This is a genomic window from Qipengyuania gelatinilytica (assembly GCF_019711315.1).
GTDB lineage: Bacteria > Pseudomonadota > Alphaproteobacteria > Sphingomonadales > Sphingomonadaceae > Qipengyuania > Qipengyuania gelatinilytica.
In genome coordinates, this window is record NZ_CP081294.1 from 163736 (window position 1) to 179093 (window position 15358).

Below are 15358 nucleotides of genomic sequence, written 5' to 3' on the forward strand. Positions count from 1 at the left end.
CACGAGGCAAGGAGAGAGGCTGAATGCTCGGAGCGATGCAGGACTGGACCATGCGCGTGACGCATGTGATCGACCACGCGGCACGTGAGGCACCGACCCGCGAAATCGTCACCCGCTGGGCGGATGGAACAGAGACCCGTACGAACTGGGCAGGCATCCGCCGCGACGCGCTGAAGATGGCGCAGGCGCTGCAAAGGCTCGGCCTCAAGCCGGGCGACAAGGTCGCCAGCATCGCGATGAACCATTCGCGTCACCTCGTCAGCTGGTACGGCGTGGCGGGTATGGGCGGCGTGCTCCACACGGTGAACCCGCGCCTGTTCGAGGACCAGCTCGAGTACATCGTCAACCACGCGGACGATCGCGTGGTAATCTATGACGCAGCCTTCCAGCCCATCGTCGACAAGATGCGCGACCGCTGGCCGAACGTCGAACATTACATCTGCTTCGACAGCGGCGAAAACACGACCTCGTTCGAAGACTGGATCGGCGCGGAAGACGGCGATTTCGAATGGGTCGAGGGCGAAGAACGCGATCCCTGCATGATCTGCTATACCAGCGGCACGACAGGCAATCCGAAGGGCGTCCAGTACGAGCATCGCAGCACTGTCCTGCATGCGATCTCCGGGCTGCAGCCATCGACCTTCAATTTCAGCGCATCTTCGGTGATGCTGCCGGTCGTGCCGATGTTCCATGCGGCCAGCTGGGGGCTTCCCTATGCGGGCGCGATGGCGGGCATCAAATTCGTCTTCAGCGCGGTGAACGATCCGGCTGTGCTGCACGAAATGATGCTCAAGGAAGGCGTGACCGATAGTGCGGGCGTGCCGACCGTATGGCTCGCGCATTTCCAGTATTGCGACGCCGAGGGCATCGACCTGCCGCCGCTCAAAGCCGCCACCATCGGCGGTTCGGCTGCGCCCAGGTTCATGATCGAGCGCCTGATGAAGAACGGCACCCGCGTCCAGCACGCCTGGGGCATGACCGAAACCTCGCCGATCGGCACGGTCGGCGGCCCGACGCATGACTGGGACCAGCTCAGCTTCGAGGAAAAGGTTACCAAGACCATGAAGCAGGGCCGCCCGATCTTCGGCGTGGAACTGCGCACAGTCGATCTCGACGATCCGACCAAGGTCCTGCCGCGCGATGGCGAGACCTCGGGCGCACTGCAAATCCGCGGCCCTTGGGTCGTGAAGCGCTATTTCAAGGCCGAAGAGGATGCGGTCACCGAGGATGGCTGGTTCGACACCGGCGACGTCGGCATGCTGCATCCCGACGGCACGCTGCAGCTTACCGACCGCACCAAGGACGTGATCAAGTCGGGCGGCGAGTGGATTTCCTCGGTCGAACTCGAAAACGCGGCAGTGGGACACCCGGCGGTCGCCGAGGCGGCCTGTATCGGCATGTTCCACCCCAAGTGGGACGAGCGCCCGGTGCTCTTCGTCGTGAAGAAGGAAGGTCAGGACGTCAGCGCCGAGGAGGTGACCAATTTCCTCTCCGACAAGGTCGCCAAGTGGTGGCTGCCCGATGCGGTGGAATTCGTCGACGACATCCCGCACACCGCCACCGGCAAGATCAGCAAGAAAGACCTGCGCGACCGGTTCGCCGACTACAAGCTCCCCGAAGCGTCATAGGGCGTGAGCCGGCTGATCCTGCTCAATAAGCCCTTCGGCGTGCTCTCGCAATTCACCGGGGGCAAGGAAGGGGAGGAAGACACGCTGGCGCATCTGGTAGATGTGCCGGGTGTCTATCCGGCTGGCCGTCTCGACAAGGATAGCGAAGGGCTGTTGCTGCTGACCGATGACGGGCGGCTGCAGTCGCGCATTGCCGAGCCCCGCTACAAGATGGCGAAGACCTACCTCGTGCAGGTTGAAGGCGAGGCGGGCGACGATGCGCTGGAGAAGCTCGCACGCGGTGTCGAGCTCAAAGACGGCATGACCCGTCCGGCGCGCGCGAAACGCATTGATCCGCCGCCTGTATGGGATCGCGATCCGCCCGTGCGCTATCGCAAGAGCGTGCCTGATAGCTGGATCGCACTCGAAATTACGGAAGGCCGCAATCGCCAGGTCCGCCGCATGACCGCCGCCGTGGGCCTGCCCACGCTGCGCCTGATCCGCTGGCGTATCGGCGATTGGAGCGTGGACGGCATTGCCCCCGGCACCTACCGTGAAATCCAAGTCTGAGGAGAGACCCGTGACCGACACCTATATCGATCCGAGCCGCGCCAATTTCGAGGCGTTCAAGAACCTCCCGCGTGAAGAGCCGATCCACATGCTCAACCTCCTCCAGTACCGGGATGAGGCAGAGTATCCCGAAGGTCACGAACACAGCGGCAAGGGCTGGAGCGGCCGCCGCGCCTATGAAGAATACGGCAAGACGAGCGGCCCGATCTTTCGCCGTGTCGGCGGCAGCATAGTCTGGCGCGGCGCATTCGAAACGGTGGTGACGGGCCCGGAAGCGATGATGTGGCACGACGGTTTCGTCGCCCAATATCCGAATGCCGGCGCCTTCTTCGAGATGATCAAGGATCCGGATTACCAGCTGGCGGTGGTGAACCGTACGGCGGCGCTGGCGGACAGCCGTTTGGTGCGGTTCAAGCCGGGCGCCGCTGGTGAGGGGTTTGGTTAGATCCTCTACCGACCTGTTAGCGGACTCTGAAGTTGAAAGTTTCACCTTCTCGCTCGATCAATGCTGCGTCACCATTATGGCGTATGTGGGCGAGGGCATACTTTCGACAGCGCTGATTGGTGTTGATTTGCTTTTCGACCCACCGGCGTCGATGCCGGTTCTCAAGGGCCATACGTTCGGCGCAGAGAATACTGACATTGTGGCGCACTCGAAGTTCTTTGATGAGCAGTAGCCACCGGCCATATCCATCAGTTCGCTTTGAGCTTCGAATCTCTTTGAATCTTGCGATCATCTCTTCAGGAGAAGGTAATTTCGACGCATCGACCATTGCACGATGTTACCAGCACAACGTCCGCTTTCCATCCATTTTCGAATTATCAAAGCAAGCGCAACTGACCGCCCACCGCTGGCGGTCTGAACTGTGTGCAATCCAGTTCGAACTTCCCCTTGCCCAGTCCCGCACGCTTGCAGGCCAGTCTGAACCTTGCGCGGAAAAGGTCGGCCCACACGCCGGTTGGCCTCAGGCGGGAGAAAAAGCTCGGGTCGTTGTCCTTCCCGCCCCGGATCGACTGGACGATGCTCATCACCTTGTCGCCGCGCTCGGGGTAGTGGACCGATAGCCATTCGCGGAACAGCGGGGCGACTTCGTGCGGCAGGCGCAGCGGAATCCAGCCGACGCTGTCCACCCCTATAGCCGCGGCGCGCTGGACGATTTCTTCCATGAATTCGTCGGTGATGGCCGGGATGACAGGCGCGACCGAGCAATGCGTCGGCACGCCCGCGTCGGCCAATTTCTGCAATGCCGCGAGTCGCTTGGCGGGCGAAGCTGCGCGCGGTTCGAGCTTGCCAGACAGCTTGGGATCAAGGCTCGTCACCGAAATCGCAACAGCCACCAGCCGCCGTTCCGCCATGTCGCTGAGCAAGTCGAGATCGTCGAGCACGCGGTCGGACTTGGTTGTGATCGTAACCGGGTGCCGCGCGTCGAGGCACACTTCCAGCACCGAGCGGGTGATCCGGTAATCGCGTTCGATGGGCTGGTAGGGATCGGTGTTCGTCCCCATCGCAATCGGCTTTGGCCGGTATTTGGGCTTCGATAGAGTTGCCCGCAGCAATTCGGCGGCGTTGGGTTTGGCGAACAGCTGCGTTTCGAAATCGAGCCCGGGCGAAAGATCGTGATAGGCGTGGGTAGGGCGCGCAAAGCAGTAGACACACCCATGCTCGCACCCGCGATAGGCATTGATCGAGCGGTCGAAGAAGATGTCGGGCGACTGGTTGAAGCTGAGGATCGTCCGGGGGTTTTCCTCGGTCACATGGGTGCGCAGCTTTACCGGTGGGCCATCCAAAGCTTCCATATGATCGCGCCAGTCGCCATCGGCCTCGCGCGTGGCAAGGCCGAAGCGCGTCGGGGCCGCGCGCGATTGCGCTCCCCGTCCGGCGACAGGCGACTCACAGCTTTTTTCCATGCATGAGAACATACACGGAACATATAGGAGGGAACAGAGGGTTTATCGCTCGCGCAAACGCGGCATCAATTCCACGAAGTTGCAGGGCTTGTGGCGGCTGTCGAGTTGCAGGGCGAGGATCTTGTCCCAGCCATCCTTCACCGCGCCGTTCGAGCCGGGCAAAGCGAAGATATAGGTCCCGCGCGCAATCACCGCGCAGGCGCGGCTCTGGAGGGTGCTGGTGCCGATCGTCTCGAAACTCAGCCAGCGGAACAGTTCGCCAAAGCCGGGGATGTCCTTGTCCTTCACCCGGTCGAGCGCTTCGGGCGTCACATCGCGGCCGGTCAGGCCCGTGCCCCCGGTGGTGATGATCGCATCGATCTGCTCGTCGTCGATCCAGCGGTGGAGGTGGGCTGCGATCTCGTTCTTGTCGTCGCGGCTGATTTCTCGAGCAGCCAGCGTGTGGCCGGCATCCACGATCCTTTCAGCCAGGATGTCACCCGAGGTATCATCGCTCGCCTTGCGGGTATCGGAGATCGTGAGCAGCGCGATATTGACCGGTTTGAAGGTCAGGCTTTGGTCGATAGCCATCGGTTTCCTCTCAGCGGGTACGGGGGAATTGCGGCCAGTCGTTCTCGGCCAGGTCGGTGCGGCTGGGCGCCTCGGCATCGGCCTGGCGCAAGTACATCCAGTAATTGCGCATCACGATGGCGACATAACCGCGGGTTTCCCAATAGGGGATCGATTCCATCCAGAGCAGCGGATCGCCCTGGTCGTTGATCTCGTCGTTCCAGCGGGCGACCGGGGTGGGGCCTGCATTATACGCAGCCATGACCTTGGGCAGGTGACCGCGGGTGTAGCCAGCCTGCGCAAGCGCCTCGAGCGTGCGTTGTCCGAATGCGAGGTTCGTGCGCGGATCCTTCAGGTCGGCACTGGCGCTCATATTGATCGAGGCGGCATATTCGCGCGCCGCGATCGGGCGGATCTGCATCAGGCCGATCGCGTTGGCCGGACTGACCACGCGTTCCCGGAAATTCGATTCCTGCAGGGCATGGGCAAAGGCGAGCGCAGGGTCGACCCGCCATCCGCCATGCGGCGTATGATAGGCGACAGGCCAGCGCAGGTTGGCGGGCGATCGCTCTCCGCGCGGCGCGTTGTAGGCCATGAAGGTCTGTGCACCGGCAAGACCGAGTGCACGGGCAAGGCGCGTCAGCGCTGCGAAATCGCGCGAACTTCCGTAGCGCACCTGCCAGCGCAGGATTTCGTCAGCGATATCGCGGCGCCCGATTTCTGCCAGCATGACCGCTTCTCGCACCGCGGTTTGTCCGGAGAGCTTGCGCCAGTCCTCGGCTGTCAGGTCGGGAGCGGTATGGTTGCGCGGCAGGTCGCGGCCCAACTGTTCGTTTGCCAGCATGCCGTAGAGCGTTTCGTCATAGCGTGCTGCGCTACGCAGGTGAGCATCGGCCGTCTGTGGCTGGCGACACCGGATCAGGCTGCGGGCGGCCCAATAGTGCGCGGCAGTCCGCAACTCGACATTGTCGGCTTCCGATGCACTTGCGGAGAAATACTGAGCCGCACGTGAGCAATCGCCAAGGCGCCATGCCGACAGGCCCGCGACCCAATGGCCTTCAGCCACCCAGGGGCCACTCCCCTGACCCACGAGCTGCGCCATGCCGTACGCCTCCGCGTCGCGGTTTTCGATGTAGTAGCTCCAGGCGACGCGCTGGCGCCATTCTGCGCGGGCCTGGCCGGACAATGAGGCATCCACCCCGTCAAGCAGCAGGCGTGCGCCGTCGGGATCGTCATTGGTAATCCGTTCGAGGATTGCCTCGCGAACGCTGTCGGGCATGGTGCCGTCGCGCACCGTCGCAGGCCGTACACGCCGGGTGATACCTTGCTGGCGTGTCAGCGAGTTTTCGCGCGGCAGGTCCGGACGCCAGGAAAGACCGCGAGTCTCGCCAAGCCGGACGATGTCTTCGACCCTCGACCCGTCCGGATAGCGCCGTAGCCAATCCTCGATCCGACCCAGATCGATCCGCGGGCTGTTCGGGTCGAGATAATAGGTTGCGAGAGCAGCGCCATGCAGCGGACCTTCGCTGCGCTGCGAAAGGAGCACCTCGACGCGGTCCCAGTTCTGCGCATCGATCGCATCGAACAAGGAGGCGTAATAGCCGCGATCTTCGGTCGAAAGCAGCGTGGGCAGCGCAGAGGAATGCGATGCGGTAAAATAGGCGACGCTGTCGGACTGGGCGAGGGCCGGGGTCGCGCACAGAGCGGTACCGGCTGCGACAATCCAGAACAGGGGTTTCGTCATGCAGTCCATTCCAGCCAGCGGTTCCAGAAATTACGGCGTCTCGGCGCGGAGCGGGCGAGCTCCGCCAATTGCGGTGCGAGCATAAGGGGAAGGGTGTTTTCCCCTGCCTTAACGACGGCCGGTTCGCGCGCCATGTCGGGCGAGATGTCGAAAAGGGGCGCGAGAGCTCGCCCGAAAACGAGCACGCGGTGGGGTGCGGCCACCGTGATATGATGCTTGGTCACTTCCGACATTCCCTGTCCGGCAATGGCGGCCCAATCTGGGAGCGACACAGGTGCGGGCAAGGCGCTTGCGAGATAGAGCTCGTGGGGCTGCAACCCCATGGATCCGGTGACGGCTTCGAGGAAGCGACCCGGGGCGCCGGAGAGAAGCGTTTCGGTGTCGCCCTCCATCGGTTCTGGGACGATGACCATCAGCTTGGCGCCTGCGACGCCCCGTGGCGGCAGACGATGTGGTACACCGGCCAGCGAGAGTGAACTTTCCGCCATCCACCATTCGCGAAATTTTTCCAAGGTGGCGGGGTAATTTGCTGGTGCACCGCCGATTTGCGCGGTTTGTGCAGTACCTTCGAAAGCACGTTCGAGCGGTGTCTGCTTGGGTTCTTCGGGAAGCTTTCGCGGCTTTGGCGACGCTACGGCCTGCTCTTCTTCAGGCTCGGCCAGCCAGCTTGTCGTTTCATCGCGATAATCGTCCTCGACCCCCGCCTCGCGCCACCAGTCGAGCGCTGCTTCCAGCGCGTCTGCAGGCGATAATTCGCGGGTTTCCGGCTTGTCTGCGATCATATTCCGTCCGCCCTGGGTCTTGACCTCAAACCGCCCAGCAATCAAGGCAATCCCAACGCTTAAGCGACGAAAAGAGAGAGATATGAGCGAACGCGAATCGATGCCCTGCGACGTCGTCATCATCGGCGGCGGCCCGGCCGGCCTTTCGGCGGCCATCCGGTTGAAGCAAATCAACGAGGACCTCGAAGTCGTCGTGCTGGAAAAGGGCAGCGAAATCGGCGCGCATATCCTGTCGGGCGCCGTGGTCGACCCGAAGGCGATGAACGAGCTCTTCCCCGACTGGCGCGACATGGACTGCCCGCTCGCGGAAACGCCGGTGACCGAGAACCACCACTGGGTATTGTCTGAAGCTGGCAAGTCGGACCTGCCCGAATTCCTCCTGCCGCCTTTCATGAGCAATGACGGCAATTACACCGCCTCGCTCGGCAACACCTGTCGCTGGCTGGCCGAACAGGCCGAAGCGCTGGGCGTGATGGTCTTCCCCGGCTTCCCCGCCGCCGAAGTGCTGTTCAATGATGCGGGAGCGATCACCGGCGTGGTGACGCAGGATATGGGCATTGCCGAGGATGGCAGCCACAAGGGCGATTACCAGCCCGGCATGGAAATCCACGCGAAATACACGCTCTTTGCAGAGGGCGCGCGCGGTAACCTCACCAAGAAGATGAAAGCCAAGTTCGACCTCGAGGCCGATTGCGAGCCGCAGGTCTATGGCCTTGGCATCAAGGAATTGTGGGACGTCGATCCTTCGGTTTACGAACAGGGCAAGGTCATCCACACGCAGGGCTGGCCGCTGAGCGAGACCGGCACCTGGGGCGGCGGCTTCATTTACCACCAGGCGAACGGACAGGTCGCGCTCGGTTTCGTGACCGCGCTCGATTACAAGAACCCCTACGTCTCGCCCTATCAGGAATTCCAGCGCTGGAAGCACCACCCCGAGGTCGCGGCCATCCTCAAGGGCGGCAAGCGCGTGGCCTATGGCGCGCGCGTCATCAACGAAGGCGGCTGGCAGTCCGTGCCCAAGCTGGCCTTCCCGGGCGGCGCGCTGATCGGTTGTTCGGCAGGCTTCGTGAACGTCCCGCGCATCAAGGGCACGCACACCGCGATGAAGAGCGGCATGCTGGCTGCCGAAAGCATCGCGGCTGCCATCGCCGCTGGCCATGAGCATACCGAGCTGATGGAATACGATGCTGCCGTGCGCGACAGCTGGATTGCGACCGAGCTCAAGAAGGTGAAGAACGCGCAGCCCGCCGTCGCCAAATATGGCGAGGATCTCGGCACCGTTCTCGCCGGCATCGACATGTGGATGCGCACGCTGAAAATCGGCCTGCCCATTACCATGAAGCACCACCGCGACCACGAAATGCTCGAACGCGCGGACCTTTTTGCGCCGATCAAATATCCCAAGCCCGATGGCACGCTGAGCTTCGACCGCCTGACCAACGTGGCGTACAGCTACACCAACCATGCCGAAGATCAGCCGGTCCACCTCAAGGTCTGCGACCGCGAACTGCAGCGCGAAAGCGAGCTGGAGGTCTACGGCGGCCCCTCGACGCGCTATTGCCCGGCTGGCGTTTACGAATGGATCATCGAGGAGGGCGCGGAGCCCAAGTTCCAGATCAACTCGCAGAATTGCGTCCACTGCAAGACCTGCGACATCAAGGACCCGAACCAGAACATCGAATGGACCACGCCCGAAGGCGGCGGCGGTCCTAACTATCCGAATATGTGATCCTCCCGCTTGGTCATCAGCGAGACAGCCTACGCCAAGATAAACCTCGCGCTGCATGTCCGCAGGCGGCGCGAGGATGGGTATCATGAACTCGAGACGCTCTTCGCATTCGTCGATGCCGGCGATGTCCTGACGGCACGGATCGCCGAGCAGGACACGCTGCAGGCCGTTGGCGAGTTTGCAGGGGCGCTCGACGATCCGTTCGACAACCTCGTGATGAGGGCGCTCGGCAAGCTCCCCCGTGCTGACGGGCTGGCACTCACACTTGAAAAGAACCTGCCCGTCGCGGCAGGGCTGGGTGGCGGGTCCGCAGATGCAGGTGCGGTGTTCCGGATTGTGCGCGAAGCCTACGGGCTGCCGGACGACTGGCACGAGCGGGCAAGCAAATTGGGCGCGGATGTGCCGGCCTGCGTGGAAAGCCGGACCTGCGTCGGACGTGGCACCGGGACCGACCTTGAGCGGGCGGATGACAGCCTTGGGGGCATGGCGGTCCTGTTGGTCAATCCCCGGGTGCCGCTTTCAACGGGTCCCGTGTTTGGGGCTTGGGACGGTGAGGATCGCGGCGCTCTCCCGCATGGCAATTCACGGACCATCGCCATCGAGGGCCGCAACGACCTCGAGGCTCCGGCCATTTCGCTGTGCCCCGAAATTGCCGACGTGCTGGCGATGATGCGCGGAACTTCGCCGTTTCTCGCCCGTATGTCCGGTTCGGGCGCGACGTGCTTTGCGCTCTATGACAGCAATTCAGCGCGTGACGAAGCCGCCGCGCGCATCGCCTCAGACCAACCGGGATGGTGGCAGTTAAAGGGTAATCTGAGATGATGATCGACAACCTGCCCTATCGACAGGTCGCCGTAGATGAAGTCCGTCCCGGGGGGCTGCTATGCGTGGCCGATCATGCATCCAATTACGTGCCCGACGGGATCGATCTCGGCATCGATCCCAAGCTGCTGAACGAACACATCGCGGTCGATATCGGGGTAGAGGGCATCGCCGATCGGCTCGCGCGCCGACACGGCATCCCGGCGCATATCGCCTGCGTCAGCCGCCTTGTGTGCGATCTTCATCGCAATGAGGACGACCGCTCCGTGGTGCCGACGGAAAGCGACGGCAAGCTCATCCCCGGTAACATCGGTGCCGATGTCGAGGCGCGGCTGAACCTCTTTCACCGCCCCTACCACTACGAACTTGGCAAGCTGATCGAGCGCCTGAAGCCGCGCATGCTGATCGCGCTGCACAGCTTCACGCCCAGCCTCGATACGAGCGACGAGGAGCGTCCTTGGGAAGTCTCGCTGCTCTACAACAAGGACGATCGCGCGGCCCGCCACGCTATCCGCCTTTTCGGCGAGCAGGGGCTCAATGTCGGCGACAACCAGCCCTATTCGGGCAAGGAACTGAACGCCACGATGGACCGGCACGCGGAGGCCAATGGCATCCCCTATTGCACGGTCGAAATCCGGCAGGACCAGATCGATACCAAGGCAGGCCAGGCGCGCTGGGCTGTGATGCTGGCCGATGTGCTGGGGCGTGTAGCGCTCGAGGTCTAAAGCCCGCCTTGGCAGGCCCTGCAGCAATCTTACGTTAGCACCAGCGTTTCTCTCTGCTAGGCCTGAGGCCTGCAAAGAGAGACTGTCGATGCCGCAATACCGTTCACGCACAACAACCCACGGCCGCAACATGGCGGGCGCGCGCGGCCTGTGGCGCGCCACAGGCATGAAGGACGAGGATTTCGGCAAGCCGATTATCGCCGTGGTGAACAGCTTCACCCAGTTTGTGCCGGGGCATGTCCATCTGAAGGACCTCGGACAGCTGGTCGCCCGTGAAATCGAAGCAGCAGGCGGAGTTGCCAAGGAATTCAACACAATCGCAGTCGATGACGGCATCGCCATGGGTCATGACGGGATGCTCTATTCGCTGCCCAGCCGCGACCTCATTGCCGACAGCGTCGAATACATGGTCAACGCGCACTGCGCCGATGCGATGGTGTGCATCTCCAACTGCGACAAGATTACCCCCGGCATGCTGATGGCGGCGATGCGGCTGAATATCCCGGTGGTTTTCGTCTCCGGCGGCCCGATGGAAGCGGGCAAGGTCGTGATGAAGGGGAAGGAAGTCGCGCTCGACCTTGTCGATGCCATGGTGGCCGCGGCGGACGAAAGCTACAGTGACGAGGAGGTGACCGCCATCGAGCGTTCCGCCTGCCCGACCTGCGGCAGTTGCTCGGGAATGTTCACGGCCAATTCGATGAACTGCCTGACCGAGGCCTTGGGGCTTTCGCTGCCGGGCAATGGCTCGACGCTCGCCACCCACGCCGACCGTCGCGGCTTGTTCGAGCGGGCTGGCCGCCTCGCGGTAACACTGGCGCGCCGCTATTACGAAGAGGACGAAGAGGGCGTGCTGCCGCGCTCGATCGCCACGTTCGAGGCCTTCGAGAACGCGATGAGCCTCGATATTGCCATGGGCGGCTCGACCAACACCGTGCTCCATTTGCTCGCCGCCGCGCATGAGGCGGGTGTCGACTTCACCATGGCCGATATCGACCGGCTGAGCCGCAAGGTGCCGTGCCTTTCGAAAGTCGCCCCGGCGAAGAGCGACGTCCACATGGAGGACGTCCACCGCGCAGGCGGGATCATGTCGATCCTCGGCGAACTGGAGAAGGCAGGCCTGCTCCATACGGCGCTTCCCACCGTGCACAGTCCGACAATGGGCGATGCGCTGGACGATTGGGATATCGGGCGCACGCAGAACAACAAGGTGCGCGAATTCTACTCGGCTGCGCCCGGCGGCGTGCCGACGCAAACCGCCTTCAGCCAGTCGGCGCGTTGGGAATCGCTCGATCTTGACCGGTCAAGCGGGGTGATCCGCAGCGCAGAGCACGCCTTCAGCCAGGACGGCGGCCTAGCGGTCCTTTATGGCAATATCGCCCGCGACGGGTGCATCGTGAAGACCGCTGGTGTCGACGAGAGCATCCTGACCTTCTCAGGACCGGCCAAGGTCTACGAGAGCCAGGACGATGCCGTGACCGCCATCCTCACCGAGCAGGTGAAAGAAGGCGATGTCGTGGTCATCCGCTACGAGGGACCGCGGGGCGGACCGGGCATGCAGGAAATGCTCTATCCCACCAGCTACCTCAAGTCGAAGGGGCTTGGTGCTGCCTGCGCCCTGCTGACCGACGGCCGTTTTTCAGGCGGTACCTCGGGCCTATCGATCGGCCATGTTTCCCCCGAAGCGGCCGAAGGCGGCGAGATCGGCCTCGTAGAGACTGGCGACATGATCGAAATTTCGATCCCCGAGCGCACGATCAATCTCGCGGTCAGCGACGAAGAGCTTGCACGCCGCCGCGCTGCGATGGACGCGAGGGGTGAAAAGGCATGGTCCCCATCGGCTCCGCGCCCGCGCAAGGTCAGCCAGGCGCTGGAAGCCTATGCCGCGATGACTACCTCTGCTGCACGCGGCGCAATTCGCGATGCTTCCCAGATCAAGCGTCGGTAGCTCTTGCTAGGGAGCGCGCGGCATGGCAGCCGCTTCCCATGGCCCCTAGTTCGAACTCTCGCAGCGCCGGTGCGGTCCTGACCGTTGAACAGATGGCCGCGGCAGAGCACGCAGCCATGGTCTCCGGTGTCTCCGAATGGGAGCTGATGCAACGCGCAGGCGAGGGTGCCGCCCGCTGGGTCGCTCGCATGTCTGGCGGTCGGACGGTCAGCGTCTTGTGCGGCCCCGGAAACAACGGCGGCGACGGATATGTCATCGCCGATTTCCTTTACAGATCGGGCATTCCGGTTTCGGTCGTGGCACCAAAGCCGCCTGCAACCGATACGGCCAAGAAAGCGCGCGAGACTTGCGTCGCCCCGATTTCGAGCGACGGTTTCCCGGCAGCAGAAGTCTACGTCGATTGCCTCTTCGGCTATGGCCTGTCGCGGCAGGTCGAGGGCGCTTTTGCCACCTTGCTGGAGCACTTGCGCGATACCACTGGCTACAAGATCGCGATCGACGTCCCGAGCAGCATAGCGAGCGACACGGGTGAAAATCTGGGCCCCTCGCTCTATTACGATCTCACGATTGCGCTTGGCGCATGGAAGCGGGCACATTTCATCATGCCCGCCATGGCCGGGATGGGCGTAAAGCGGCTCGTGGATATCGGCCTCGACATTGCGGAGGACGCGCCGGTGCTGAGCGCCGCGCCACAGATCGAGCCGCCCGCGCCCGACTCGCACAAATATCGTCGCGGCTTGCTCGCCGTGGTCGCCGGCGAAATGCCCGGAGCCCCGCTCCTGGCAGCAGAGGCGGCGATGCGGAGCGGGGCTGGCTACGTCAAACTGTTGAGCGAGCATTCGCATCCCGATGCGCCGGCGGAACTTGTTGTCGAGGGTGGTGATCTTGCGGCTACGCTTTCTGACGAGCGGATTGCAGCGGTCCTTGTCGGTCCGGGGCTCGGCCGCGATGCAAAGGCACGCGGCAAGCTTTCCGCTGCGCTCGATGCGGGAAAACCAATCCTTTTCGACGCCGATGCCCTTCACCTGCTTGATCCTGCCTTGATCGAAGGCGGTGATACCTCGCAGCTTGCCGTGACACCGCATGAGGGAGAACTGGCGCAGCTCTGCGCGGCATTCTCGATCGAAGGCGAAAGCAAGATCGAGCGCGCGCGCGCTTTGCATGAGAAAACCGGTATCACCGTCCTCGCCAAGGGCCCAGACAGTATCCTTGTCGGCAGCAAAGGCGTCCGGTTCTTCAACCGCGGGCCAAGCTGGCTGTCCGCAGCGGGAACGGGCGATGTTCTGGCCGGGATTGCGGCGTCGCGCATTGCCGTGCATGGCGACCCGCAGCGCGCACTGGAGGAAGCCGTCTGGCTTCATAGCGAAGCTGCGCATATCGCGGGGCCGGCATTCACTGCCGGCGAACTCGCGCGGACCGTCAACCAGGCACTGGAATGCTTTCTATGAGCGAAGAAACGATCCTTCGCATCGCAGCGAAGGGCGATGGCGTTACCGAGAGCGGTCGCCACGTCGCGGGCGCGGTCACAGGCGATACCATCACTTCGGACGGCTCCATCGTCCCGGGCGAGCACCATGTTGAGCCTCCCTGCCGCCATTTCGGCACATGCGGTGGTTGCCAGTTGCAGCAGGCCGACGAAGCCGCGCTGCGCCAGTTCGTGACCGAGAGAGTGGCGTTCGCCGCCCAATCGCAGGAAATCCCTGTGGGCGAGATGCTGCCCACCCATCTTTCGCCTCCAAGAACGAGGCGGCGGGCGACTTTGCATGGCCTGAAGGCAGGGAAGGGAGCGGTTCTGGGTTTCCGCGAGGCACGCAGCAACCGCGTGGTCGATATGCGGGAATGCCTCATCCTGGAGCCCGCGCTCTTCGCCTTGGTCGAGCCATTGCGCTCTCTGTTGGGCGATCACGCAGGCAAAGGTCCGATCGATGTCTCGCTCACGCTGGCCGATCAGGGTGTGGACTGCTCCCTGAAGGGCTTCAGTGCAGACGGGCTCGCGGCAACCGAGGCGCTTCTCGACTTTGCGCGCGGTCACGGCCTTGCGCGCCTATCGCTTGATCGGGGATTCGGAGCGGAAACGGTGTGGGAGCCGGATCCGGTGACTGTGACGCTGGGGCAGGTTCCGGTCGGGTTCCCGCAAAATTCCTTCCTCCAGCCCACCCGTGACGGCGAGGCAGTTCTCGTCGAGGATGCCAAGGCGTTTGCAGACGGCGCGGCGACAATTGCCGACCTGTTTGCAGGTCTCGGTACCTTCGCATTCTCGCTTGCCGGACCTGCCAAGACGCTGGCGGTGGAAGCAGCCCGCGATGCGCACCTGTCCTGCAAGAGCGCTGCGAACAGCAGGGGAGTCCCGGTCCACACTCTCCATCGCGACCTGTTTCGCAACCCTCTCACGGCTGACGAATGCGGTCGCTTCGGCGCTATCGTCCTCGATCCACCGCGCGCCGGAGCTCGCGAACAGATCGCCCAGATCGCGCAGAGTACTGCCACACGGGTCGTCTATATCAGCTGCAATCCATCGAGCTGGGCGCGCGATGCCAAGGTGCTGGTCGATGCAGGCTTCAAACTGGAGAAACTGCGGCCTGTGGGCCAGTTCCGCTGGTCAACGCATGTCGAGCTGACCAGCTACTTCACGCGCTGACGATCAGGGGCCGATGCACTTCGCTTCGGCAAATGCCAGCAGTCCGCCATAGGTCTCCAGCATTTCGCCATCGACGTCTTCGTCCTCGATGATGATGTCGAGCCGGTCTTCCATCTCTGTGAACAGCGTTGCAACAGCCATGGAGTCCAGTTCGGGCAGATGACCGAAAAGTCCGGTGTCGGCGTCGAATTCTTCCACGCGATCAGCTTCCAGCGACAGGACGTCGCTGAGGATCGCGCGCAGCTTCTCGTCGATCGCCATACGGCTAAGGCCGAGTGCGTTCTCCGGTTCGTCCTGGCCGGTGGTTTCAGTCTGGCCGTTCATGCGAGAATGGTTTCC

At 63.1% G+C, this 15358-nt stretch carries 15 protein-coding genes; 9 read left to right on the forward strand and 6 right to left on the reverse strand.

All coding sequences use genetic code 11. The features are described from left to right. The first annotated feature begins 23 nt into the window (after positions 1–23). From K3136_RS00830 to K3136_RS00840, 3 genes are read left to right on the forward strand one after another with little or no spacing between them, the layout of a single operon-like run. Positions 24–1628: a long-chain fatty acid--CoA ligase gene (locus K3136_RS00830; RefSeq protein ID WP_221431046.1), complete on the forward strand. Its 1605-nt coding sequence runs from the start codon at positions 24–26 to the stop codon at positions 1626–1628. 3 nt (positions 1629–1631) lie between these two features. After that, positions 1632–2177, forward strand: a complete 546-nt coding sequence (locus K3136_RS00835) for a pseudouridine synthase (RefSeq protein WP_221431047.1) — start codon at positions 1632–1634, stop codon at positions 2175–2177. A 10-nt stretch (positions 2178–2187) separates the two neighbouring features. After that, positions 2188–2622 carry a DUF1330 domain-containing protein gene (locus K3136_RS00840; RefSeq protein WP_221431048.1) on the forward strand — a complete coding sequence of 145 codons (435 nt, stop codon included), beginning with the start codon at positions 2188–2190 and terminating at the stop codon, positions 2620–2622. 16 nt (positions 2623–2638) lie between these two features. Here K3136_RS00840 and K3136_RS00845 read toward each other — a convergent pair whose 3' ends face one another. From K3136_RS00845 to K3136_RS00865, 5 genes are read right to left on the reverse strand one after another with little or no spacing between them, the layout of a single operon-like run. Beyond that, entirely contained in the window at positions 2639–2950 is a 312-nt protein-coding gene (locus K3136_RS00845) for a hypothetical protein (protein WP_247711390.1), read from the reverse strand. A 49-nt stretch (positions 2951–2999) separates the two neighbouring features. After that, entirely contained in the window at positions 3000–4085 is a 1086-nt protein-coding gene (locus tag K3136_RS00850; RefSeq protein ID WP_221431049.1) for a PA0069 family radical SAM protein, read from the reverse strand. 42 nt (positions 4086–4127) lie between these two features. Further along, on the reverse strand, positions 4128–4655 hold the full coding sequence (gene moaB / locus K3136_RS00855; protein WP_221431050.1) for a molybdenum cofactor biosynthesis protein B: 528 nt from the start codon (positions 4653–4655) through the stop codon (positions 4128–4130). A 10-nt stretch (positions 4656–4665) separates the two neighbouring features. Continuing rightward, positions 4666–6378, reverse strand: a complete 1713-nt coding sequence (locus K3136_RS00860; protein WP_221431051.1) for a lytic transglycosylase domain-containing protein — start codon at positions 6376–6378, stop codon at positions 4666–4668. Then, positions 6375–7283, reverse strand: a complete 909-nt coding sequence (locus K3136_RS00865) for a hypothetical protein (protein ID WP_221431052.1) — start codon at positions 7281–7283, stop codon at positions 6375–6377. Before K3136_RS00865 ends, K3136_RS00860 begins: the two co-directional genes overlap by 4 nt. Here K3136_RS00865 and K3136_RS00870 point away from each other — a divergent pair. From K3136_RS00870 to K3136_RS00895, 6 genes are all read left to right on the forward strand, one after another. Next, on the forward strand, positions 7243–8889 hold the full coding sequence (locus K3136_RS00870; protein WP_221431053.1) for an electron transfer flavoprotein-ubiquinone oxidoreductase: 1647 nt from the start codon (positions 7243–7245) through the stop codon (positions 8887–8889). The genes K3136_RS00865 and K3136_RS00870 overlap by 41 nt on opposite strands. Before the next feature lie 9 nt (positions 8890–8898). Next, positions 8899–9711, forward strand: coding sequence for a 4-(cytidine 5'-diphospho)-2-C-methyl-D-erythritol kinase (locus K3136_RS00875; RefSeq protein WP_221431054.1), 813 nt, complete (start codon positions 8899–8901; stop codon positions 9709–9711). Then, the gene (locus K3136_RS00880) at positions 9711–10436 is read left to right on the forward strand and encodes an N-formylglutamate amidohydrolase (protein WP_221432168.1); all 726 of its coding nucleotides are present in this window, start codon (positions 9711–9713) and stop codon (positions 10434–10436) included. Before K3136_RS00875 ends, K3136_RS00880 begins: the two co-directional genes overlap by 1 nt. A gap of 88 nt (positions 10437–10524) precedes the next feature. After that, positions 10525–12381 (forward strand): dihydroxy-acid dehydratase, encoded by a 1857-nt coding sequence (gene ilvD, locus K3136_RS00885; RefSeq protein ID WP_221431055.1) that lies wholly within the window; start codon positions 10525–10527, stop codon positions 12379–12381. 38 nt (positions 12382–12419) lie between these two features. Then, the gene (locus K3136_RS00890; protein WP_221431056.1) at positions 12420–13829 is read left to right on the forward strand and encodes an NAD(P)H-hydrate epimerase; all 1410 of its coding nucleotides are present in this window, start codon (positions 12420–12422) and stop codon (positions 13827–13829) included. Further along, positions 13826–15019: a class I SAM-dependent RNA methyltransferase gene (locus K3136_RS00895; RefSeq protein ID WP_221431057.1), complete on the forward strand. Its 1194-nt coding sequence runs from the start codon at positions 13826–13828 to the stop codon at positions 15017–15019. The genes K3136_RS00890 and K3136_RS00895 overlap by 4 nt, the downstream gene beginning before the upstream one ends. 3 nt (positions 15020–15022) lie before the next feature. Here K3136_RS00895 and K3136_RS00900 read toward each other — a convergent pair whose 3' ends face one another. Beyond that, on the reverse strand, positions 15023–15280 hold the full coding sequence (locus K3136_RS00900; RefSeq protein WP_247711495.1) for an acyl carrier protein: 258 nt from the start codon (positions 15278–15280) through the stop codon (positions 15023–15025). Positions 15281–15358: the final 78 nt, after the last annotated feature.